The sequence below is a fragment of the Arthrobacter sp. 05L417 genome (assembly GCF_056397865.1).
Genome location: NZ_JBFTOG010000055.1, coordinates 1 through 20,088, shown reverse-complemented (window position 1 = coordinate 20,088; position 20,088 = coordinate 1). Strand labels below are relative to the sequence as shown.

Sequence of the window (20,088 nt, the reverse complement as noted above, 5' to 3'; positions counted from 1 at the left end):
AGAATTACAGCAGTCCTGCCTTGGTCATCAGGTCGGTGACCTTTGCGGAGTTCAATTTGGCCGGATCCACGGTAGGAGCTTGCAGATCCTTGATGGGAACGAGTTTAGCGTTCGAGTCCACGTTGGAAGCGATCGCGTATTCGTAGGAAGTGCCGTTCTTGAGGACTTCCTGGCCCTGCTTGCCGGTGACGAACTTGATGAAGGCCTGGGCAGCTGCGGAGTTCTTGGAGGATTTCAGCACGCCGCCACCGGAGACGGACAGGAACGCGCCGGGGTCCTGGTTCTTGAAGAAGTACGGGGTGACGTTCTTGGAGTTCTCGCCGGTCTTCGCCTGGTCGCCGTAGTAGTAGTAGTGGTAGATCAGTGCGGCGTCGACTTCGCCGGCGTTGACTGCCTTCATGGCGGTGCTGTTGCCCTTGTACGCCTTGAAATTGTCCTTCATGCCCTTGAGCCACTCAGTGGCGGCGGCCTCGCCCTTTTGTTCGAGGAGGGCGGCAACAATGGCCTGGAAGTCGGCGCCGGACGGCGAAGCTGCCCACCGGCCCTTCCACTCCGGCTTGGCCAGGTCCAGCATCGACTTGGGCAGCTTGTCGTCGCTGATCTTGGTCTTGTCGTACACCAGAACCGTGGAGCGGGCGGCGATGCCGGTCCACTTGTTGGTGGACGGGCGGTACGCGGCCGGGACCTGGTCCACGGTGGCCTTGTCGATGTCGGCGAAGAGGCCGGCGTTCTCAACCTGGGCCATGGCGGGGGAGTTCTCCGTGAGGAAGACGTCGGCCGGGGATGCCGCGCCTTCCTGGATGATCTGGTTGGAGAGCTCGGTGTCGGAACCTTGGCGGACGGTGACCTTGACGCCGGTCTCCTTGGTGAACGCGTCCACCCATTCCTTGGTCAGGGTGTCGTGCTGGGCGTTGTAGACGGTGATTTCGCCCCCCACTTTAGTGGAAGTAGCAGCGTCGGCGGAAGCGGAAGTGGAACCGGTGGCTGCTGGGGAGGCCGTGCCGTTGCCGCAAGCGGCCAGGCTCAGGGCTGCAGTGGCGGCGAGTGCGATGCCGGCCAGCGCGTTTGCGCGAATCTTCATGAGGGCTTCTTTCTGCGAGCAAATCCAAGGGAACCCGGGGGAAGGAACTGCGGGCTCACAGCTTGAAACTTTAGGTTAGCCATACCTAAATCTCCATCCAGAACGACCTATAGTGACCGGAATCACATGTATTACGCAAGATTTACATGACCTAATAAGCGGAAGCGGTGTGTCGTCGTCCGAGCGAGTGCCTTGCTGCAGTCGATAAGCTGGCTCCATGCCCGGTCTCGCCGAATTCCTGCCGACCTTCCTCGGCGTCGGCGTCCTGATGGCAGTCACGCTGGCACTCCTCTTGGCGTTCCGGACCCCTCACCCTTTCGCGCCCGCATTGGCCATCCTCCGTGGAGCCGCGCAGCTCGCCGCGATCAGTCTTGTTCTGGGCGGCGTCATCACCAGTCCGCTTTGGGTCGCCGTCGCGCTACTCGTGATGTTCGCGGTGGCCGCGATGAGTGCCACCCGTCGGATTGGCTGGAGCCTGCCGCATTTGGGCTTGGTCAGCGGCTCCATGGCCGGGGGTATCGGAATTACCCTCGCCGTCATTTTTGCGACCGGGGCAATCGCGTTCACTCCCCGCTACGCGCTCGCAATTGGCGGAATCGTCATTGGCAATGGAATGACCATCGCAGTGCTGGCCGGCCGGCGCTTCAAGGAATCGGTCTACGAGCATTGGGAGGAAGTTGAGGGTTGGCTCGCGCTCGGCGCCACCCCGAGGCAAGCAACCCTTGATCTCGCCCGGCGGACCGTCTATTCGGCCCTTATCCCGTCAACCGATCAAACCAAGACGACGGGACTTGTCACCCTACCCGGCGCGTTCGTCGGGGCGATTTTTGGCGGGGTTTCTCCCTTTGAGGCAGGCCGCTTCCAGATTGTGGTGCTCGCGGCGATCATGGCGGCAGGTTCCATCACCGCCGTCATGATCATCGGAATCCTCGCGCCGGTACGCGTGCGCCCAGCGACGCTGCGCTGACACTGCCTAACGGGAGCGAGCCTCCGGCCGACAGTAGGAACTGAACCGCCCTCCTACAAGCGCCTCCCTAGCTAAAGCAGAAACGGCCCATGATCGTTGTCACCCGCCTGAACGGCACCCGCTTTGCCGTGAATCCGGACATCATTGAACGGATCCACGAAAGCCCGGACACCCATCTGGTGACCCTCGACGGCGCTACGTACGTTGTGCGGGAAACCCTCGCGGAGGTTGTGGAACTGATTGCGAACTACCGGGCCTATATTCTTCGGCGGGCACAGGACCTCCCCACCGTTACGGGCTATCCCTTGAGCCTCGTGCGCACACCGGAACCGGACGGAAGGTAAGCCATGGATCCCTCAACAATAATCGGCCTGTTCCTGGCCTTCGGCTCGGTGGTCGCCATGGTGACCATCGAAGACGCCAACCTCATGGCCCTCCTGCTTCCCGCGCCCATGGTCCTGGTTTTCGGTGCCACCTTGGCCGTGGGTCTGGCCGGAAACACGTTCCGCGATACCGTGCGGGCGTTCAAGGACCTCCCCAAAGCGTTCAAGGGAAAGACGGACAAGCCTCAAGAAAGCATCGACCAGCTGATCGGCTTTGCCGAGAAGGCGCGGAGCGAGGGCCTCCTCTCCCTCGAAGAGGCGGCCACGGACGAGAAGGATCCTTTCCTGGCCCGTGCCCTCCAGAACATCGCCGACGGCACCGACGCCGAAGAGCTGCGCATCCTCATGGAAGACGAGATCGACTCCAAGATGCGCAGCGACCACGTCTCTGCCAAATTTTTCGCCAGCCTGGGCGGCTACGCTCCAACCATCGGCATTATCGGCACCGTGGTATCGCTGACCCACGTCCTTGAAAACCTTTCCTCGCCCGATCATCTGGGACCGATGATCGCTTCCGCTTTCGTGGCTACCCTCTGGGGTCTGTTGTCCGCGAACTTCATCTGGCTGCCCTTCAGCTCGCGGCTCAAGCGACTGTCCGAGCTGGAAATCGAACGCATGACCCTCCTGATGGAGGGAATGCTGGCGGTGCAGAACGGGACCCAGCCCCTCCTTCTCGCCGAACGGCTCCGCGCCATGGTTCCCGCCGACAGGCTCGGCAAGGTGAAATCCGCAAAGAAGAGCGACGACGACGAAGCCCGCCCCGGCAAATTCGCTTCATCCAAGGCCGCATGAGGTCCCGGCGCCGCCGCGGTTCACCTCCGGCGGAAGAACACGTCGACGAACGCTGGATGGCTTCCTACATGGACATGGTCACGGTGCTCATGTGCATGTTCATCGTGCTCTTCGCAATGTCCACCGTGGACCAGGCCAAATTCGACAAGCTCCGCAATTCACTGGCTACGGGTTTCGGCACGGTGGTCAGCCAGAAGGTGGACACCGCCACCGGGACGGTCGTTCCGCCGGAATACACCAGCGCCGATGCCCAAGGATTCTCCAACCTGGACCTCGCACTCAAGGAAGCGGCCCGGCTCACCGCTTTGCGCGACGACATGAAGTCCAAGCTCGACGCCGCGGGGCTGGGGGCCAACGTGCAGTTCCAGATCAACGAACGCGGACTCACCGTGAAACTCGTAGGATCGCAGACCTTCTTCGAGCCCGACCGGCCGGAACTCACGCCCCGCGCGAGCCAGGTTCTTGGCATGATTGCCCCGGCCATGGCCAAGGCGGCCCTTGAAATCATGGTGGAAGGCCATGCCGCCAACGGAGTCACCTCGTATCCCTCCACATGGGAGCTGTCTTCTGCACGCTCCGTCAACGTCCTCAGGTACCTCGTCGACCATGGGGGCATTTCGGCAGGGCACATCGGCGCCGTAGCATTCGGATCCGCCAGGCAGGTCAACGACGATTCCACCGAGGCGCTGATGGAACTCAACCGCAGGGTGGACGTGGTCGTCCTCTCGGACAAACCCGAAGTGGTCCGCGCCCTGATCCCCGAAGCGCTCAAGGCGAGGGCCGGCGGCCAGTAGCGGCCGGTGCCCTTGTCGCGGCCGGTGCCCTTGTCGCGGCCGGTGACCGAGCGGCGTCGGGCACCATGGAAGTGATCGCCATGGCGAGGTACGCTCGTGGCATGACCCCGGAAGACATCGCCAGGCTCACGTACTTGCGGAAGGCCCGTGACCTGATCGACCGCGAGTATGCAAAGCCCCTCGACGTGCCGACCATGGCCAGCCATGCGTTCATGTCGCCGGCGCACTTCTCGCGGCAGTTCCGGGCCGCCTATGGCGAGACCCCTTACAACTACCTCATGACCCGCCGAATCGAGCGCGCGATGGCGCTCCTGCGCGGCGGAATGAGCGTGACCGACGCGTGCATGGAGGTCGGTTGTACGTCGCTTGGCTCGTTCAGCTCGCGGTTCACTGAACTCGTGGGGGTGCCGCCTAGCACTTACCGCGCCCGGGAGCATCTGGCCGTCGCCGCCATGCCTGCTTGCGTGGCGAAGATACGCACGCGGCCCAGCCGGAACGAAGCGAGCAAGCGTCGGGAAGCGCTTGCAGTCGCCGCGGACTGAGCAATCGCCGCGGATTGACTAGCTGATCGGCCGTAGCCGGCCACAATACGCCAGAGGTCCCGCCCCCGATGGGGCGGGACCTCTGCTGCGTCCGGGACGTCTACTAGCCGGAAAAGCATCACTCCCCGGAAATACGGTCACATTTGATTTGCGGAAGGTACATGCCGTCACAACCGCATTTGAGGATTATTCTGAAGCCATGCCAAATATTCGAGTATCTGAAGCAGCCCGGTTCCTGGGCGTCAGTGACGATACCGTCCGGCGCTGGACCGAGAACGGCATCCTGACCCCGGTCAAGGACGATTCAGGCCGGCTGGCCGTGGATGGCCTGGAACTCGCCCACGTCGCGCGGGACCAGGCCCAGCTGCCTGAGGATCCCACCCGGGTGGGCCGCTCGGCGCGCAACCGCTTCGTCGGCCTGGTCACGGGCATCACTGCCGACAAAGTCATGGCCCAGGTGGAACTGCAATGCGGTCCCTTCCGTGTCGTATCCCTCATGAGCAGCGAGGCGGTCCGGGAACTCGGGCTCGAACTCGGCTCAGTTGCCACAGCCGTGGTCAAGGCCACCACCGTCATCATCGAAACACCCCAAGGAAAGAGCACCATATGAGGATCACCCGCAAGCCTTTCGCCGCGCTGCTCGTTGCCGGCGCCCTCGCGGCGGGGATGACCGGCTGCGGTTCAGGCACTCCCGCCAGCACCGCAAACAGCGGATCCGCCAGCGCCAGCGAAACGCCAAAGCTCTCCGGTACGGTGACGGTTTACGCGGCTGCCTCGCTAAAGGCAACGTTCACCAGATTGGCCAGCGAATTCGAAGCTGCGAACCCGGGTACAAAAGTGGCCCTGAGCTTCGCCGGGTCTTCGGACCTCGCCACGCAGATCACCCAGGGCGCTCCGGCGGACGTCTTTGCCTCGGCAGACACGAAGAACATGGCCAAGCTTTCCGACGCCAAGCTGCTCGACGGAACGGCCAAGAACTTCGCCACCAACGTCCTGACCATTGCCGTCCCGCCGTCCAACCCGGCGTCGATCAGTTCCTTCGCGGACCTCGCCAAGCCGGGTGTCAAGGTGGTCGTCTGCGCCAGCCAAGTACCTTGCGGCTCTGCCGCCCAAACCATCGAAAAGGCCACCGGCACAACCCTGAAGCCTGTCAGCGAAGAGTCTTCCGTGACTGACGTCCTCGGTAAGGTCGCCTCCGGGGAGGCCGACGCCGGACTCGTCTACGTCACGGACGTCAAGGGCGCGGGGGACAAGGTCAAGGGAATCACGTTCCCCGAGTCGGACAAGGCCGTCAACACGTACCCGATCGGCGCTGTGGGCACCAGCAAGAACAAGGACCTGGCCACGGCTTTCATCGCGTTGGTGACGGGAAGCGAAGGCAAGAAGGTTCTCGGCGACGCCGGCTTCGGAACTCCATAACCCCTTGGAAAGAAGCGAGCAGGATTCGAGAAGCGCTGGTCAACGCCGCGGACTAGCGTCGTTGCCATGACTATTTCACTGCAGTACTCACACATCACTGTCAACGATCCCGACGAAGCACTCACCTTCTACCGGGACGCCCTCGGGCTCGAGGTGCTCAACGACGTCGCGCAGGGCGGATTCCGGTGGGTGACGCTCGGCAGCAAGGACCAGCCGGGTGTTGAAATCGTGCTTTCCGAACCGCACGCGGGCCGGTCAAAGGCCGACGGCGATTCCCTCCAGGAGCTGCTCACCAAGGGTGTCCTGGGGCCGATCGTCTTCCGCTCCGACGACGTCGACACGCTCTTCGAAAAGGTCAGGGCTTCCGGCGCGGAGGTCATGCAGGAACCAATCGACCAGCCGTGGGGTCCCCGTGACTGCGCCTTCCGCGATCCTTCGGGCAACATGGTGAGGATTTCGCAGGCTCCGGCCGCGTAGCTTGAACTCACCAAATAGCTAGTTCCTTACGCCCGCACTTTCCTTGCCGATAGTGGCAACCGTGAGTGAACAGGAAGATCAATTCGCGGGACGGCAGCGCACCGTGGACGTCTATGACTTCCGCAGGCCCACCACCTTGCCGCGGCAGCACAGCCGCGTCCTGGAAGTCGCCTTCGAGACGTTCGCCCGCCAATGGGGAACACAGCTCACGGCCAAGGTCCGCGTGAAATCCACCGCGACCCTTGAACAGCTCATCATGCAGAGCTACGACGAATACGCGGCGTCCCTCCCTTCGGTCACCTCGATGGTGCTGTGCCGCATTGAGGGCAGCGAGTCGCGGCTGGTCATGCAGTTTCCTGCCACGGCGGCATTGTCCTGGGTCACCCGCATGCTGGGTGGCGCCAGTGAGACGGCCGTCCCGGATCGGAAATTCACCCAGATCGAGCAGGCCCTTATCAGCCGCATGGTGGAAGACGGACTGGAGGACCTGAGCTATTCGCTTGGTGCCCTGCTGACCACCCCGGTGCGCATGGACGTCATCCAGTACAACTCCCAGTTCGCCCAAGCCGCCGCTCCGGCGGAGCTCATGATCGTGGCCTCGTTCACGGTGAAGATGGGCGAAAGCCTTGCCGCAGCCAGTCTCGCCATTCCCGCCGACATCCTCCTTTCCGGGCTCGGCGACGTGAATCCCACCGTCCACAGCCGCGACGCCGAGGCGCTGGTCCGCGCCCAGGTCACCCAAGTGCCGGTAGACGTAGCCGTCCAGTTGAGCCCCACGCCGGTGACGCCGGCGCAGATCCTGGGCCTCGCCGTCGGGGACGTCATTCCGCTGCCGCACCTGGAGAACCGGCCGTTCGACGTCGCCATCAACGGTACCCGCCTGGCCACCGCAGCCCCGGCCCGCAACGGCTCCCGTGCAGCCGCCGTCATCGTCACAATCGAGGAGAACCAGCGATGAGCATCACCCTGACCCTGCACGAATCCGCGGCCGAGCGTTTGGCCATGCAGTTGCCGACTCCTGCCACGCTGAACGTCTCCGGCATTGTCCCGCCCCAGGCCGCCGCGCCATACGCACCCCTCGCGATTACGGCCACTTTCGTCGGCGCCGTGACCGCGGACTTCGCACTCATCCTCACGGACCGTTCCTTTCTTGCCGCTGCCGGCGGTGGGTTGAGCGGCGGCCCCCTCCAAGGCGGCCTGCCCGCCGGTGCCGTCTCCGGCGGTATCGTCTCCGTCGTTGACGTACTGCGTCCCGCGATGGAACACGCAGCCGACGCGTTCGACGCCGGCGTGCTGGGGGAGTTGCGCGAGGAAGACGCTACCGGGCTGCTGTCCGACCCCGAAACTGCCCTTTTTGAACTGCGCCAGTCTCCCGCGTCCGACGGCGGCCCGACGTTCGGCTGGTTTGCCATCCGGGTCCGCGAACACGGAACCGTGCGGGACACCGCTGCCGCACGGAGCGCCCAGTCCGGTGCCGTTTCGTCCCGCCTCGGACTGATCAGCAACGTCGAAATGGCCCTCACCGTGGAAATCGGCCGCACACGTATGTCCGTGCGCGACGCCCTCGCCCTGGAGCCGGGCAAAGTGATCGAACTGGACCGCTCGGCCGGTGCACCCGCGGACGTCCTGCTCAACGGACGCCTGATCGCCCACGGTGAAGTCGTCGTCGTGGACCAGGACTATGCAGTGCGCATCACACGCATCCTGGATGTCGCCGAGGGAATCTACTAGATGGATTCGCTCGTCCTCGGGCTGCGCGTGCTCGTGGCCCTGGGCGCGGTGCTGGGGCTCATTTGGGTCCTGCAGCGCCGGCTTCTCAAAGGAAAAGCCAAGGGCCGACGCCGGGCCAACACCACCTTGACGGTGGTCAGCCGGCAGACGGTCGGCCAAAAGGCCTCCGTGGTGGTGGTCGACGCCGGCGACAAGCGTTTCCTCTTGGGCGTCACTGAGCACGCCATAAACGTCCTGCACAGCAGCGACGTCCCCGTGGAGCTCCCGGAAACTCCAGCGCCCGGGAGCTTCGCCGATATCTTCCGCGATGCCGGCGGCGCCTCACTTGCGGACAACGGGCCCCAAGCCACGGCTTTCCAAGGCAGTGCACTCCAAGGTAGTGCACTCACTCGCCGCAGCGAGATCCACCGCCGCAGCGAGCCGGACAAATCACAGCCCATGCACGGATCCATCCTTGCCGGCTCCACATGGCGGCAGGCCGCCGAGGCCATCAGGGGACGCCGGAATTGATCCTGACCCTTGGGACTTCCGATGCCCGACGCGCCGGCAGGATATTGCTGGCCGTGCTTTGCATCCTTTTGCTGACGGCCCTGTTCCTGTGGCTGGGCATGTCCGCCGGACATGCGGCCCCGGTCAGCCCGACGCCGCCCACCGCGCCCGCCGTTCCCACCGCACCGGCCCAACCCTCCAACGGAAACGTCAGCATCAATATCAATGGGCTGGACGGAAAGCCATCCACAGCTGTGGTGACCCTGATCGGGATCACGCTGCTCTCGGTCGCTCCTGCCTTGCTGCTCATGATGACCTCGTTCACCAAGATCTTCGTGGTGCTGGCAATGACCCGCAACGCCTTGTCGCTCCCGTCGATCCCGCCCAACCAGGTACTGGCCGGGCTGGCGCTCTTCCTGTCCCTGTTCGTGATGTGGCCCGTGATTTCGGAAATCAACAACGTCGGCATCCAGCCCTACCTGAACGGGACGCTGGACTTCAACGGGGCCGTTTCGGCCGGATCCGCGCCACTCCAGCACTTCATGGTGGCCCACACCCGGCAGGAAGACATCGCCCTCATGACCCGGGCGGCCAAGTTGGATAATCCGGCCAACCCGCAATCGGTCCCGTTGCAGACCCTCATCCCCGCGTTCATGATCTCCGAGCTCCGGGCCGCGTTCATCATCGGCTTCGTCATCTTCATCCCGTTCCTGGTGATCGACCTTGTGGTCTCGGCCGCGCTGATGTCCATGGGCATGATGATGCTCCCGCCGGTGATGATCTCGCTGCCTTTCAAGATCCTGCTGTTCATCCTGGTGGACGGCTGGGGATTGGTGATCACGGCCCTGATCCAGAGTTATTCGAGCGGCTGATGGATACCAACGCAGTCCTGGACATTTGCCTCCAGGCCCTGATTCTTGCGGCCAAGCTGGCCGCGCCCGCCTTGGTGACCGCGCTGGTGGTGGGCCTCGCCATTTCCCTCCTGCAGTCCATCACCCAGCTTCAGGAAGCCACCCTCTCCTTCGTGCCCAAGGCAGTCGCCGTGGCCGTGGCCTTGGTGGTGTGCGGGCACTGGATGATCACCGAGGCTGTCTCCTTCACCAACGAGCTCTTTGCCCGGATACCCGGGCTGATCGGCGGAGCGTGAAGTGGAGTTGCCCTTCAACCAGTCCTGGCTTGAGGTCCTGTTGTTGGCCTCCGTCCGGATGACGGCCTTCCTGGTGGTCGCCCCGCCCTTCTCCCACCAAACAATTCCGCTGCGCATCAAAGCGATGCTCGGCATCGGTTTGGGGCTGGCCGTTTCGCAGCGTCTCTCCGTTGGCTACACGTCGAAGGACACCGCGGGCTTCATCACGGCCGTGGTCCTTGAACTCGTGACCGGGTTGGTCCTTGGCTTCCTCGTTCTCCTCGTCTTCGCGGCCATCCAATCGGCCGGCAGCCTGATCGACCTCTTCAGCGGCTTCCAGATGGCCCAGGGCTTCGATCCCCAGATGATGATCAATGGAGCCCAATTCACCTGGCTGATGCAAATGGCCGCCCTGGCCCTGCTTTTCGCCTCGGATGGCTACCAGCTGGTGATCGGCGGCCTGACCGGGAGTTTCACGGCCTTGCCACTGGCCGGGGGACTGGATTTGGCACAGCCGGTGCACGCGATGATCTCGGTTCTGACCGGGATGTTCCTTTCCGCCGTGCAAATCGCCGGGCCCTTGTTGGTGGTACTGGTACTCGCCGATATCGGGTTGGGGCTCCTTACCCGTGTAGCGCCCGCCCTGAATGCTTTTGCCTTGGGGTTCCCCCTCAAGGTCCTCATCACCCTGGGCCTCGCGGGGTTCCTGTTCCTGGCACTGCCGCGACTCGTTGCCATGCTCGCCGAGCAAGCGGCGAACACACTGATGGGGGTGGGCTGATGTCGGATTCACAGGAGAAAACCGAGCATGCCACTGACAAACGGATGCGGGAAGTCCGGTCCAAGGGGCAGCTTTCCCGCTCGCAGGACCTCACCGCCTGGCTCGCCGTCGGGTCCGCGGCAGCCATGATCCCGTCCACCATCGAGCGTGCCTCCAACGCTGCGGCTGACCAACTGTTCACCGTCCGCGGCGTGATCGCGAACCCCGAGCCTGCCAAAGCCGTCGCAGCGCTCGAAGCCGGGTTTGGTTCCCTGGCACAGGTGCTGGGGCCCCTGTTCGTGGTGGTCATGGTGGTAGTGCTGGCCGGATCCGCGTTGCAGGGCGGCATCCACTTCAAGAAGTTCCGCGCCGAGTTCGAACACTTCAACCTTGTCAGCGGCCTCAAGCGGGTCTTCGGCGGCCAGGCACTGTGGGGCGGCCTGAAAGCGCTCCTCAAGACCGCCGTCGTCGGGCTTGTCCTCTACGTGGTGGTGCAGGGGCTCATCCCGGTGCTGCTCACCGCAGGGGGACTGCCGGTGTCCGGCATCCTGTCGGCAGCAGCCGGAGGCATCGGTTCGTTGATCCAGTTCGCCGTGCTGTCGGGCATGGTCCTTGCCGCCGCGGACATCTTCGTGGTCATGCGCCGCAACCGCAAGAAGACGCGCATGTCCAAAAAGGAGATCAAGGACGAAAACAAGAACAGCGACGGCGATCCCCTCATCAAGTCCCAGCGCCGCTCGCGCCAATTGAGCATGAGCCGGAACCGCATGATCGGCGCGATCGCAGACGCCGACGTCGTGATCGTCAACCCGACGCACGTCGCCGTAGCGCTGAAGTACGACGCCGGCAAAGCGGCACCGCGCGTCGTGGCCAAGGGAGCGGGAGTGATCGCTGCCCGTATCAGGGAAGAGGCGGAAGCGAAATCGGTCCCGATGGTCCAGGACGTGCCGCTGGCCAGGGCACTGCATTCGGCCTGCGAGCTGGGCCAGGAAATCCCCGTTGAGCTGTACAGGGCCGTGGCAGGAGTCCTGGCGTTCGTCATGTCGCTCAAGGCCAGGGGAGCGGCCCGCGGAATGCACCGTTTGCCGGTAGTGGCGGGATCCATGGCCGGAGCCCCCGCGTGAGCCGGAGCCATAGGACACTCACCGCACCGAGCGACCACACCACCCCGGACAGGACACCGCAATGAACAACAGATTCGCCAGGCTCACCGTGCCGGTGGGGATCGTGGGCATCGTGCTGCTGCTGGTGGTTCCAGTACCCGCGCCGCTGCTGGATTTCCTGATCGTCTGCAACATCCTGCTGGCCCTCCTGATCCTGCTCACGAGCATGTTCGTCAAGAAGCCGCTGGACTTCTCCGTCTTCCCGTCCTTGTTGCTCGTGGCTACGCTGTTCCGGCTGGGGCTCAACGTCGCGTCCACCCGGCTCGTGCTGGGACAAGGATTCGCCGGACAAGTGATCGATGCTTTCGGCAAGGTCACCGTGGGCGGCTCCATGATCATCGGCGCCGTGGTGTTCCTGATCCTTGTGGTCATCCAGTTCGTGGTGGTCACCAAGGGCGCCGAACGCGTGGCCGAAGTGGGGGCAAGGTTCACCCTCGACGCCATGCCCGGCAAGCAGATGGCCATCGACGCGGACCTCAACGCCGGCCTCATCACGGACGCCCAGGCCCGAAAGCGCCGCGCAGAGGTGTCCGCCGAGGCCGACTTCTACGGCGCGATGGACGGTGCCTCGAAATTCGTCAAGGGCGATGCGATCGCGGGCATCATCATTATCATCATCAACTTCGTTGGCGGCATTGCCATCGGAGTGCTGCAGCGTGGCATGAATGTCGGCGACGCGCTGAATTCCTATGGGCTGCTGACCATGGGCGACGGGCTCGTCACCCAGATTCCGGCCCTCCTCATGGCAGTGTCCACGGGCATGATCGTCACCCGGTCCAACGCCGAGGAAGACATGGGCCGCACGGCCTCTTCGCAGCTCATGCAGTCGCCCAACGCCTTGCTCATCGCCGGACTGGCCGCGGTGGCCATGGCGCTCATCCCCGGCATGCCGATCGTGCCCTTCCTGCTGGTGGGCGCTGCCCTGCTGTTCGGCTCGAGGCGCCTGGCGGCGCAGCAGAAGAAGCAGAGCGAGGCGGAGGACGCACAGGAAGCAGCCACCCTGAGCTCCGAAGAAGACCCCAACGAGCGGCTCATGCAGGACATGCGCGTCCACCCCGTCGAGATCTTGTTGGCTCCGGACCTTGTTGACATGGTCTCCGGCGCCTCGGACGACCTCCTGGCCCGCGTCCGCTCTTTGCGCCACAAGATCGCCATGGAGTTGGGGATCGTGATTCCGCCCGTCCGCACGCGAGACAACGTCGAGCTGCCACCGGCCACCTATGCCATCCGCATTGCCGGAGTGGAAGCCGGACGCGGCACGGCGCCGTCGGGCAAATTGCTGGCCCTCGGCGATTACCTTGACGCGCTGCCGGGTACCTCCACCGTGGAACCGGTCTTCGGGCTGGCCGGTAAGTGGATTCCCACTGAGATGCGCCATAGCGCTGAAATGACCGGAGCAACGGTGATCGACCGGGTTTCCGTTCTGGTGACGCACTTGTCGTCGATCGTGTCCGCCAACGCCGCTAGGCTCCTCACCCGGGAGGACGTCAGGGTGCTGACGGAAGGCGTGCGCAAGCAGAGCCCGGCCGCCGTCGAGGAGCTCATTCCGGGGCTCATGTCCCTAGCGGAGGTGCAGCGGGTGCTGCAGGGCCTCCTCGGAGAACAAGTCCCCATCAACGATCTTCCGCGCATTTACGAGGCCCTTGCCCTCCGCGCCAAGGTTTCCACCGAGCCCGAGGCCTTGGTCGAAACCGCCCGGCAATCCCTCGGCCCGGCGCTCGCGGCCAAGTTCCTGGACGGCACGGTGCTCAATGTGATCATGATCGATCCGCTCCTGGAACAGTCCATGCTCGAGGATATGCGTCCGGCCGAAGGGGGTACCCAGATCGTCATGAGCCAAGCGCGCCTGGACGCCGTCCTGGCCTCAGTGCAGACATCGGTGGAGGCCGCGGCCAATGCCGGACGGCAAGCTGTCCTGGTGTGCGCCCCGGCGCTGCGGCCCGCGGTCCGGCGGCTCGTGGCGGCTCCCGACGGCGGTGTGCCCGTGTTGTCCTATCGCGAAGTGACGTCTGCCAACATCCAGATCGAAACCGTGGGGGTGGTCCGCCATGCCGAAGCAATACAAGCTTAAGGGCGCGTCCTTGGACGCCATCCGGGTGAAAGCCGAGCAGCAGTACGGGCCCGGCGCGCGGATCGTCTCTGCCGAGAAAGTCACCAACCCGGGAATCGCCGGGCTCTTCGCAGCCAATCGCTACGAGGCCACCATCGAGGTTCCGGGAGCGGGTTCCGCCCAACTAGCTAGCAATAGTTGTCGTTCTGACGGCTCAGAACGACAACAACTGCGAGTCAGTTGGGAGGGCCCTGCGGGCGGGGAGGCGCATGCGTTGCAGGGGCCCGCCATCGCCGCGCTCCTGGAGCAAGCCGACGCGGCTGAGATGGATCTGCACCGTGCCGCGGCAGCAGTTTCAACCGCCTCGCCGGATTTTGCCGGGCTGTTGGAACAGCTGGGGAAGGAGTTCCAGGCGCCGATCTACGGACCACAAGCGCAAGGGCTGCTGACCGCGTTGCCGGCGGCCGCCGTCGGGCACGGCGTTCCTGTGCCCGTGCCGGTGCCACTTGCCGGCAGCGGCAACCTGATCATCCTGCTTGGCCTCGGCGACGACGCCTTGGGACCAGCGCTGGAAATGTCCGTCGCCGAGGGCGGTTCCGATGTCCGGACTGCCGGAGCGTTGACCGCTTTCGGGCACCTCCACGTGGCGGGACGCCAGGGTGCGACGGCGGCGCGCGCCCAAGCGGTCGTCACCGGCCAAACCTTGCTGGTGGCGTATGGACTTGGCAGGCGGGGCGAAGCCGTGACGCATGCGGCGGACATCGCCGCCCTCGCCGCAGACCAGTTGTGGCTGGTTGCCGACGCTGGGCGGAAAGCGGAAGACACGGCAGCCTGGGTCCGTGCGCTTTCCGCCGCACTTGCCGCCGAGCGCGTCCGCGTCGACGCCCTTGCTGTTTTCGGCGCGTCGGAAACAGCAAGTCCCGAGACTGTCAACGGACTCGGCCTTCCCATCGGGTGGGTGGACGGCAAGCCCGCCCGCGTTGCCGTGCTCGGAAAGGTAGATTGAGAGCATGCTGGTACTGACACGCAAGCCGGGCGAACAGATCATGATTGGTGAGGACATTGTCATCACCGTCATGGAAGGCCGCGGCGACGGCGTGCGGATCGGGATCGAGGCCCCTCGAGGGGTGTCCATCCAGCGTCGCGAAGTTGTTGAGGCGATCGCCGCTGCCAACCTTGCGGCTGCCCAGGCCGGCCCCGAAGCCGAGGAACTCGTTGCCGGGCTGCGTCCGCCGGTTCGGAAACGTAAGGAATAGGCGCCCCAAGTGGGGAATGTTGGCTCAGACACCCAAGTTGCCTGCAAGAATGCGATCTGATTTTTGCGATGAAGATTCGGACGATTGACGAGCGGGACATGAACTTGATCTGCGTCGATCCTTCATTTCGAGTGATAGACGTCTGGCTCGACCCCAACAGTGGCGCTTGGGACAAATCGCAGGCATTCGATATTTCGTCCGGCAGCCTCTTGGACGTCCTTGAATGGGCGAAATTGGACAGGCAATCGTGCAACTTTTCGGAGGTTTACGCCTACGATGCAAACCCGAACTCAGGACAGCCAAGCTTTATTCTCCTGCACACTGTCGTCCACCGGTAGCCGTCGCTAAGCCAACCCCAGGAACTCCCTGAGAAGCGGCAGCGAGCAATCCCTCGTCACGGCCAAGGCCCGTTCGATATTGGCGTTTTCCGCTAGCAGCATCACGTCATCCACCGTGCCCGCTTGCACGATCGCTCCCGGCGCCGATGGGGCCATAATGTCGCCGGGCTGCACAGAGTCAAGCGGCGGGTTCCGAGCCCCTTGTGGCCCCATCAGGAGAGACTCGAGGTTGGCGGCCGCGGTTGTTTCGACTTGCTTGAGCAACAGGACGAGTTCACGGTGGTGTTCCTGAAGTAGTTCCGGCCAGATTCCAGGCGGCGCCACTGAAGCGATCATTGGCAAGGTGGCGTTCGCCGGCAGGCGCCACTCGATCGCTCGGGCCGACGACTCGATGTTCCGGGAAAGCGTGTCGAACCGAAGGTTTTCGAGGACCTTTTCCACATCACCGGCAGCGAATTTCAGCCAATGCCAGTTGCCTGCCCGAACGTGCAGCAACTGCGTTTCAAGCCGGTACAACAGCAGTTCCAGCTGTCTCCGCTCGCGCCACAGCAGCGCCGAAAGCTCATCCGCCCCCACGGTTCCCCATTCCCCGGTTTGGCCTCGGAAGATGGTTCCGAGGCCTGTTTTTGTATCTTTTTCATGAGCGTACACGCATTGTTATTTTTCAGATGGTATGTTCACTGAATACATGTCTGTTCCATGTAATCTTCGGCACGTTGCATCGTCTCAGCAGCTCGCCCATGAAGCCCCTGGAATCAGGCTTGGCAACTCAATAAACAGGTCTCATGGGGGGACTAATTTTGAATCGCGAAGAACGCAACGAGCTGGTGCTGCAGCACTTGCCGCTCGTTGGCTACTTGGTGTCGGAGCTCTGCGCGAGGGCTTCTCATTTGTCGCGCGACGATTTCGCGTCGGTAGGGTCCGTGGCGTTGATAACGTCTGCCGATTCCTTCGATCCGAACCTCGGAGTCCCCTTCGGCGCGTTTGCGCGCCGCCGGATCGTCGGAGCCTTTGCGGATGAGATGCGGTCCAGCGACTGGGCCACCCGATCAGCCCGTAAACGCATCAAGGAAACCATGTCGGTCCAGGAAACGCTGTCGGGCGTTCTTGGCCGTACACCTTCGGTTGCCGAAACCGCATCGGCCCTCGGCGTCGAACGCAGCGTCGTGGAAGCCGCCCTGGCCGACGCCGCACGGACGCTGTCGCCCCTGGACGACGTCGTCGTGGACACTGTCGCCGCGGACACCATCTCCCCGGAGCATTCGGTCCTGGCCGATGAGCGCCTCAAGTACCTTCGCGCCGCCGTCGAGGCCCTGCCGGAAAAGATGCGGTACGTCGTCAAGGAGATCTACTTCGCGGGGCGGACCGTCAAGGAACTCGCCGAGGAACTCGGTTCAACGCACGCTGCGGTCTCACAGCAACGTGCCGAGGGCATCCGCCTCATGCGCGATGGACTGTCCGCGCATTACGCGGACGATCCCGGACAGTCCTTTGAGCCCCAATCGCGCATTACTGCCCGTCGCCGGCACGACTACCTCTCGACCCTTGCCACCGCAACATTGGGCGGAATTACCCGTAGTTTCGGCTCGCCTGATGCTGCCTTGAACCGGGCCGTCTAGACTCCGCCTACTTTGCCGTCGGCACGCGGCGAAGCACGACGGCGGCAAGGACTGCCGCTCCTGCCATCAGTACCAGCCCGATCGCCGCTGTGATGTGGACCCCCGATTCAAAGGCGGCACGCGCGGCGGAGGTCAGGGCGTCGCCCAACGGCTGGGGTAGTGTGGCCGCGGCGTCCATGGCTCCGGCGAGGGTCTCCCTCGAGCGTTCGGCTGCGTGGCCGGACAATTCGCCCGGAAGCAACAAGTGGTGTTGGTAGGACGCTGTCAGGATGGAGCCAAGCACGGCTGTGCCCAGCAATGATCCGAGTTCGTAGCCCGTTTCGGAGATCGCCGATGCAGCACCCGCCTTGTCAGCAGGGACCGCGCCGAGGATCAGGTCGTTGGAGATGGTCTCGGCCGAGCCAACCCCGATGGCCAGCAGCAGGAGTGCCGTCAAAAGGTACCCCGGCCCCTGGCTGTGGTTGCCCAGGGCGGCCACGAGGTATCCCACTGCGCTCAGCGCCAGGCCCGATGCCACCACCAGTCCCGGGCGGATCCGCTTGACCAGCGGAACCACCACCAGGCCCGCCACGATGGTGGCAAGCAGAGCCGGAACCATGGCGATCCCCGCCTGCATGGGGGATTGGCCTTCCACGAGCTGCAAGTGCTGCGCGAAGAAGTAGATGAAGCCGGTCATGGAGAACAAGGACAAGACGTTGGCCGTGATGGCCGTGCTGAAGACCTTGTTCCGGAAAAGCTGCACGTCCAACATGGGCGATGCCAAAGAGCGCTGCCTGCGGACGAAGACGATTCCCATGGCCACGCCGAACGCCGTGAAGGCCGCGGGTCCAGGACCAAAACCGTGCACGGCTGACTCCTTGATGCCATAAACCACCGGAGCCATGGTCAAGATGGACAGCACGACGCTGGGAACGTCCGGCTTTCCCGGGTTGCGGTCCTTGGACTCGGGGATGAGGAACGGGCCGAAGGCGAGCAGGGGCAGCAATAGTGGCACTGCAACCAGGAACACGGCTCCCCACCAGAAATGCTCTACGAGCCAGCCGCCGAAGATCGGCCCGAGCGCGGCACCGCCGGAGAATCCCGCTGCCCACACGGCGACGGCGAGCCGGCGGCGGTTCGGGTCCGGGAAGATGTTGCGGATCAAGGAAAGCGTGGACGGCATGAGCATGGCTCCGAAGATGCCCATGCTGGCGCGTCCGGCGATGAGCCATTCAGCCGACGGCGCGAAGGCGGTGACCGCTGAAACTGCGGCGAAGCCCGTGCTGCCGATCAAAAGCAAGCGGCGGCGGCCGATCCTGTCGCCCAGGTTTCCCATCGACACCAACATTGCCGCGAGCACCAGGGGATAGGCATCCACGACCCACAGCAGCTGCACGCCCCCCACTTCCAGCGACCGGGCGATTTGCGGCAAGGCAAACGTCAGGGCCGTATTGTCCACAGCCACCAGCAGCACCGGGAACATCAGGAGCGCCAAGGCAGCCCAATCGCGCCACGGGGCGGATTGGATCGAGAGGGTACGGGGGTGCTGGGTTGTGGACGGCGTGAACATGAGGATAACTGTACCGTCTGGACGGTATAGTTTCAATCTGACTCATCGAACTGCCACATCGAACTAAGGGATGATGGACACCATGCCGCGAAAACCTATTGCCCGGGACGCTGTCCTGGATGCCTTTGAAGCCCTGCTGATCGAGGTGGGGGAGCGGGCTGCCACCCTCGACGCCGTCGCCAAGCGCGCAGGCGTCTCCAAGGGCGGCTTGCTTTACCATTTCCCCAACAAGGAAGCCATGATCGGCTCCTTGCTCGAACGCATGGACAGGCTGGCCGCGCTGGACATCGAGGCAATGAAGGCAGCTCCCGAAGGCTCGGCCGCGTTCTTCATCAAGTCTTCCCTTTGGGCGGACACCCCCTTGGACCGGGTGTTCGTGGCAGCCACGCGGCTCGCGGAAGTGGCCCACGAAGAAACCCGCAGGCGCTTCGCCGGGATCCAGCAACAATGGCTCGATGTGCTCGCCGAGGAAGTGGGGCCCGAGATGGCCAAAGCCGTCCGGTACATGGGCGATGGACTTTACTTCAACGCGATGCTTGAGGGTGGCGCCGGCGATACGGAAGTCAAGGCAAGCGCCAGGAGCGCCGACGTCGGTGCGCTGCTGGCCGCCGTCGAACGCCTCCGTGGCTGAGTGGCCACCCAACTCACTCGCAGTTGTTGTCGTTTTGACGCTCCAAAACGACAACAAGTGCCAGTCAGTTGGGAAAGTCCGGCGGCTCGGTGACCATATTTGCGGACGCGGGCAGTCCATAGGACAATTGGGAGTTGTGGCAGCCGTCACCGGCAACCACAATCCGATTCACACAACTGAATACGCCTTTGATCTGCGGCGGGAGAGTCCTGCAGGCATGTGATGCAGGCGCCGTAGGAGCAAATCCTCCCCAGGAATCTCTCAGGCCCACGCACCGCCGCGGCAAGGCAACTCTGGAAAGCAGCGCGCTGACGCGTGCTCACCGACGGTGCAAGCGGAACAGTGCCACAAGCATGGTTTCGCGGAAACTCTCAGGTCCAATACAGAGCGGGGAGGAACCCGATTAGCTGTGGCGCACCCTGCGCCGCCTTATTTATGGAGTTCCTTCGTGACGGTTAGTTCAACCTCCACTACGTTCGTTGACCGGCATATTGGCGCCCGCCGCCAGGCCGACATTGACATCATGCTCAAGTCTGTTGGCTACGACAGTGTCGATTCGCTCGTAGACACCGCGGTTCCCAATGACATCCGCCAGGACAAGCCCCTCACCTTGGCCAACGCCCTGAGCGAGGTGGAGGTCCTGGCCGAGCTGCGCAAGCTGGCGGCCAGGAACAAAACGGCCGTGCAGATGATCGGCCAGGGCTACTACGACACCGTCACTCCGCCGGTGATCCGCCGCAACATCCTCGAATCCCCGGCCTGGTACACGGCGTACACCCCGTACCAGCCGGAAATTTCCCAGGGCCGCCTCGAGGCGCTGCTGAACTTCCAGACCATGGTCCAGGACCTCGTGGGCCTGCCGATCGCCAATGCGTCCCTGCTGGACGAAGCGACCGCCGTCGCCGAGGCGGTCCTGATGAT

At 63.8% G+C, this 20,088-nt stretch carries 23 protein-coding genes, 1 pseudogene and 2 riboswitches; of the genes and pseudogenes, 21 read left to right on the top strand and 3 right to left on the bottom strand.

What is annotated here, in order from left to right; all coding sequences use genetic code 11:
* Positions 1–4 precede the first annotated feature (4 nt).
* A complete protein-coding gene (locus AC1DJW_RS24920; protein WP_476902802.1) occupies positions 5–1,081 on the bottom strand; it encodes an iron ABC transporter substrate-binding protein in 1,077 nt (358 codons plus the stop codon).
* Positions 1,082–1,298: 217 nt separating this feature from the next.
* On the opposite strand from AC1DJW_RS24920, the gene AC1DJW_RS24915 reads away from it, so the two are divergent.
* From AC1DJW_RS24915 to AC1DJW_RS24830, 18 genes are all read left to right on the top strand, one after another.
* On the top strand, positions 1,299–2,048 hold the full coding sequence (locus tag AC1DJW_RS24915; RefSeq protein WP_284756302.1) for an ABC transporter permease: 750 nt from the start codon (positions 1,299–1,301) through the stop codon (positions 2,046–2,048).
* An 89-nt stretch (positions 2,049–2,137) separates the two neighbouring features.
* On the top strand, positions 2,138–2,392 hold the full coding sequence (locus AC1DJW_RS24910; protein ID WP_284756301.1) for a flagellar FlbD family protein: 255 nt from the start codon (positions 2,138–2,140) through the stop codon (positions 2,390–2,392).
* Between the two features lie 3 nt (positions 2,393–2,395).
* Positions 2,396–3,223, top strand: coding sequence for a motility protein A (locus AC1DJW_RS24905; RefSeq protein WP_476902801.1), 828 nt, complete (start codon positions 2,396–2,398; stop codon positions 3,221–3,223).
* Positions 3,220–4,017 carry an OmpA/MotB family protein gene (locus tag AC1DJW_RS24900; RefSeq protein ID WP_476902800.1) on the top strand — a complete coding sequence of 266 codons (798 nt, stop codon included), beginning with the start codon at positions 3,220–3,222 and terminating at the stop codon, positions 4,015–4,017. The genes AC1DJW_RS24905 and AC1DJW_RS24900 overlap by 4 nt, the downstream gene beginning before the upstream one ends.
* Before the next feature lie 101 nt (positions 4,018–4,118).
* Positions 4,119–4,559, top strand: coding sequence for a helix-turn-helix transcriptional regulator (locus AC1DJW_RS24895; RefSeq protein WP_390282203.1), 441 nt, complete (start codon positions 4,119–4,121; stop codon positions 4,557–4,559).
* 199 nt (positions 4,560–4,758) lie between these two features.
* Entirely contained in the window at positions 4,759–5,169 is a 411-nt protein-coding gene (locus tag AC1DJW_RS24890) for a TOBE domain-containing protein (protein WP_059388228.1), read from the top strand.
* Positions 5,166–5,978, top strand: coding sequence for a molybdate ABC transporter substrate-binding protein (gene modA / locus AC1DJW_RS24885; protein ID WP_390282204.1), 813 nt, complete (start codon positions 5,166–5,168; stop codon positions 5,976–5,978). Before AC1DJW_RS24890 ends, modA begins: the two co-directional genes overlap by 4 nt.
* A 66-nt stretch (positions 5,979–6,044) precedes the next feature.
* Complete coding sequence (locus AC1DJW_RS24880) at positions 6,045–6,455, top strand: VOC family protein (RefSeq protein ID WP_059388226.1); 411 nt, start codon at positions 6,045–6,047, stop codon at positions 6,453–6,455.
* A 61-nt stretch (positions 6,456–6,516) separates the two neighbouring features.
* Positions 6,517–7,413, top strand: coding sequence for a flagellar motor switch protein FliM (locus AC1DJW_RS24875; RefSeq protein WP_459341543.1), 897 nt, complete (start codon positions 6,517–6,519; stop codon positions 7,411–7,413).
* The gene (gene fliN / locus AC1DJW_RS24870; RefSeq protein ID WP_390282205.1) at positions 7,410–8,186 is read left to right on the top strand and encodes a flagellar motor switch protein FliN; all 777 of its coding nucleotides are present in this window, start codon (positions 7,410–7,412) and stop codon (positions 8,184–8,186) included. The genes AC1DJW_RS24875 and fliN overlap by 4 nt, the downstream gene beginning before the upstream one ends.
* The gene (gene fliO, locus AC1DJW_RS24865; RefSeq protein WP_476902799.1) at positions 8,187–8,696 is read left to right on the top strand and encodes a flagellar biosynthetic protein FliO; all 510 of its coding nucleotides are present in this window, start codon (positions 8,187–8,189) and stop codon (positions 8,694–8,696) included.
* The gene (gene fliP / locus AC1DJW_RS24860) at positions 8,654–9,547 is read left to right on the top strand and encodes a flagellar type III secretion system pore protein FliP (RefSeq protein WP_476902798.1); all 894 of its coding nucleotides are present in this window, start codon (positions 8,654–8,656) and stop codon (positions 9,545–9,547) included. The genes fliO and fliP overlap by 43 nt, the downstream gene beginning before the upstream one ends.
* Complete coding sequence (gene fliQ, locus AC1DJW_RS24855) at positions 9,547–9,822, top strand: flagellar biosynthesis protein FliQ (RefSeq protein ID WP_078106307.1); 276 nt, start codon at positions 9,547–9,549, stop codon at positions 9,820–9,822. The genes fliP and fliQ overlap by 1 nt, the downstream gene beginning before the upstream one ends.
* A 1-nt stretch (position 9,823) precedes the next feature.
* On the top strand, positions 9,824–10,582 hold the full coding sequence (locus AC1DJW_RS24850; RefSeq protein ID WP_476902797.1) for a flagellar biosynthetic protein FliR: 759 nt from the start codon (positions 9,824–9,826) through the stop codon (positions 10,580–10,582).
* Positions 10,582–11,685: an EscU/YscU/HrcU family type III secretion system export apparatus switch protein gene (locus AC1DJW_RS24845; protein ID WP_476902796.1), complete on the top strand. Its 1,104-nt coding sequence runs from the start codon at positions 10,582–10,584 to the stop codon at positions 11,683–11,685. The genes AC1DJW_RS24850 and AC1DJW_RS24845 overlap by 1 nt, the downstream gene beginning before the upstream one ends.
* A 61-nt stretch (positions 11,686–11,746) precedes the next feature.
* Positions 11,747–13,795 (top strand): flagellar biosynthesis protein FlhA, encoded by a 2,049-nt coding sequence (locus AC1DJW_RS24840; RefSeq protein ID WP_476902795.1) that lies wholly within the window; start codon positions 11,747–11,749, stop codon positions 13,793–13,795.
* The gene (locus tag AC1DJW_RS24835) at positions 13,773–14,780 is read left to right on the top strand and encodes a hypothetical protein (protein WP_476902794.1); all 1,008 of its coding nucleotides are present in this window, start codon (positions 13,773–13,775) and stop codon (positions 14,778–14,780) included. Before AC1DJW_RS24840 ends, AC1DJW_RS24835 begins: the two co-directional genes overlap by 23 nt.
* Positions 14,781–14,784: 4 nt before the next feature.
* On the top strand, positions 14,785–15,030 hold the full coding sequence (locus AC1DJW_RS24830; protein WP_284756280.1) for a carbon storage regulator: 246 nt from the start codon (positions 14,785–14,787) through the stop codon (positions 15,028–15,030).
* A gap of 344 nt (positions 15,031–15,374) precedes the next feature.
* Here the strand turns inward: AC1DJW_RS24830 and AC1DJW_RS24825 are convergent, their stop codons facing one another.
* Positions 15,375–16,019: a hypothetical protein gene (locus tag AC1DJW_RS24825; RefSeq protein ID WP_390282212.1), complete on the bottom strand. Its 645-nt coding sequence runs from the start codon at positions 16,017–16,019 to the stop codon at positions 15,375–15,377.
* Between the two features lie 134 nt (positions 16,020–16,153).
* On the opposite strand from AC1DJW_RS24825, the gene AC1DJW_RS24820 reads away from it, so the two are divergent.
* Positions 16,154–16,987, top strand: coding sequence for a sigma-70 family RNA polymerase sigma factor (locus AC1DJW_RS24820; protein ID WP_284756277.1), 834 nt, complete (start codon positions 16,154–16,156; stop codon positions 16,985–16,987).
* A 7-nt stretch (positions 16,988–16,994) separates the two neighbouring features.
* Here AC1DJW_RS24820 and AC1DJW_RS24815 read toward each other — a convergent pair whose 3' ends face one another.
* The gene (locus AC1DJW_RS24815) at positions 16,995–18,536 is read right to left on the bottom strand and encodes an MFS transporter (RefSeq protein ID WP_476902793.1); all 1,542 of its coding nucleotides are present in this window, start codon (positions 18,534–18,536) and stop codon (positions 16,995–16,997) included.
* Positions 18,537–18,618: 82 nt separating this feature from the next.
* Here AC1DJW_RS24815 and AC1DJW_RS24810 point away from each other — a divergent pair, with 82 nt between their 5' ends.
* Both AC1DJW_RS24810 and AC1DJW_RS24805 read left to right on the top strand, forming a co-directional pair.
* Positions 18,619–19,167, top strand: coding sequence for a TetR/AcrR family transcriptional regulator (locus AC1DJW_RS24810; protein WP_284756274.1), 549 nt, complete (start codon positions 18,619–18,621; stop codon positions 19,165–19,167).
* 189 nt (positions 19,168–19,356) lie between these two features.
* Positions 19,357–19,454: riboswitch (glycine riboswitch) on the top strand.
* A gap of 1 nt (position 19,455) precedes the next feature.
* Positions 19,456–19,563, top strand: a riboswitch (glycine riboswitch).
* A 52-nt stretch (positions 19,564–19,615) separates the two neighbouring features.
* Positions 19,616–20,088, top strand: a pseudogene (locus tag AC1DJW_RS24805) (glycine dehydrogenase (aminomethyl-transferring)); the annotation flags it as partial.

Excerpts from the sequence above, each read along its gene's own strand:
- AC1DJW_RS24890 (WP_059388228.1), top strand. The coding sequence starts at position 4,759 with ATGCCAAATATTCGAGTATCTGAAGCAGCCCGGTTCCTGGGCGTCAGT.
- AC1DJW_RS24830 (WP_284756280.1), top strand. The coding sequence starts at position 14,785 with ATGCTGGTACTGACACGCAAGCCGGGCGAACAGATCATGATTGGTGAG.
- AC1DJW_RS24835 (WP_476902794.1), top strand. The coding sequence starts at position 13,773 with ATGCCGAAGCAATACAAGCTTAAGGGCGCGTCCTTGGACGCCATCCGG.
- fliQ (WP_078106307.1), top strand. The coding sequence starts at position 9,547 with ATGGATACCAACGCAGTCCTGGACATTTGCCTCCAGGCCCTGATTCTT.
- AC1DJW_RS24915 (WP_284756302.1), top strand. The coding sequence starts at position 1,299 with ATGCCCGGTCTCGCCGAATTCCTGCCGACCTTCCTCGGCGTCGGCGTC.
- AC1DJW_RS24900 (WP_476902800.1), top strand. The coding sequence starts at position 3,220 with ATGAGGTCCCGGCGCCGCCGCGGTTCACCTCCGGCGGAAGAACACGTC.
- AC1DJW_RS24820 (WP_284756277.1), top strand. The coding sequence starts at position 16,154 with ATGGGGGGACTAATTTTGAATCGCGAAGAACGCAACGAGCTGGTGCTG.
- AC1DJW_RS24905 (WP_476902801.1), top strand. The coding sequence starts at position 2,396 with ATGGATCCCTCAACAATAATCGGCCTGTTCCTGGCCTTCGGCTCGGTG.
- AC1DJW_RS24845 (WP_476902796.1), top strand. The coding sequence starts at position 10,582 with ATGTCGGATTCACAGGAGAAAACCGAGCATGCCACTGACAAACGGATG.
- AC1DJW_RS24920 (WP_476902802.1), bottom strand. The coding sequence starts at position 1,081 with ATGAAGATTCGCGCAAACGCGCTGGCCGGCATCGCACTCGCCGCCACT.
- AC1DJW_RS24895 (WP_390282203.1), top strand. The coding sequence starts at position 4,119 with ATGACCCCGGAAGACATCGCCAGGCTCACGTACTTGCGGAAGGCCCGT.
- fliP (WP_476902798.1), top strand. The coding sequence starts at position 8,654 with ATGGCGGCAGGCCGCCGAGGCCATCAGGGGACGCCGGAATTGATCCTG.
- AC1DJW_RS24840 (WP_476902795.1), top strand. The coding sequence starts at position 11,747 with ATGAACAACAGATTCGCCAGGCTCACCGTGCCGGTGGGGATCGTGGGC.
- fliN (WP_390282205.1), top strand. The coding sequence starts at position 7,410 with ATGAGCATCACCCTGACCCTGCACGAATCCGCGGCCGAGCGTTTGGCC.
- AC1DJW_RS24880 (WP_059388226.1), top strand. The coding sequence starts at position 6,045 with ATGACTATTTCACTGCAGTACTCACACATCACTGTCAACGATCCCGAC.
- modA (WP_390282204.1), top strand. The coding sequence starts at position 5,166 with ATGAGGATCACCCGCAAGCCTTTCGCCGCGCTGCTCGTTGCCGGCGCC.
- AC1DJW_RS24815 (WP_476902793.1), bottom strand. The coding sequence starts at position 18,536 with ATGTTCACGCCGTCCACAACCCAGCACCCCCGTACCCTCTCGATCCAA.
- AC1DJW_RS24910 (WP_284756301.1), top strand. The coding sequence starts at position 2,138 with ATGATCGTTGTCACCCGCCTGAACGGCACCCGCTTTGCCGTGAATCCG.
- fliO (WP_476902799.1), top strand. The coding sequence starts at position 8,187 with ATGGATTCGCTCGTCCTCGGGCTGCGCGTGCTCGTGGCCCTGGGCGCG.
- AC1DJW_RS24810 (WP_284756274.1), top strand. The coding sequence starts at position 18,619 with ATGCCGCGAAAACCTATTGCCCGGGACGCTGTCCTGGATGCCTTTGAA.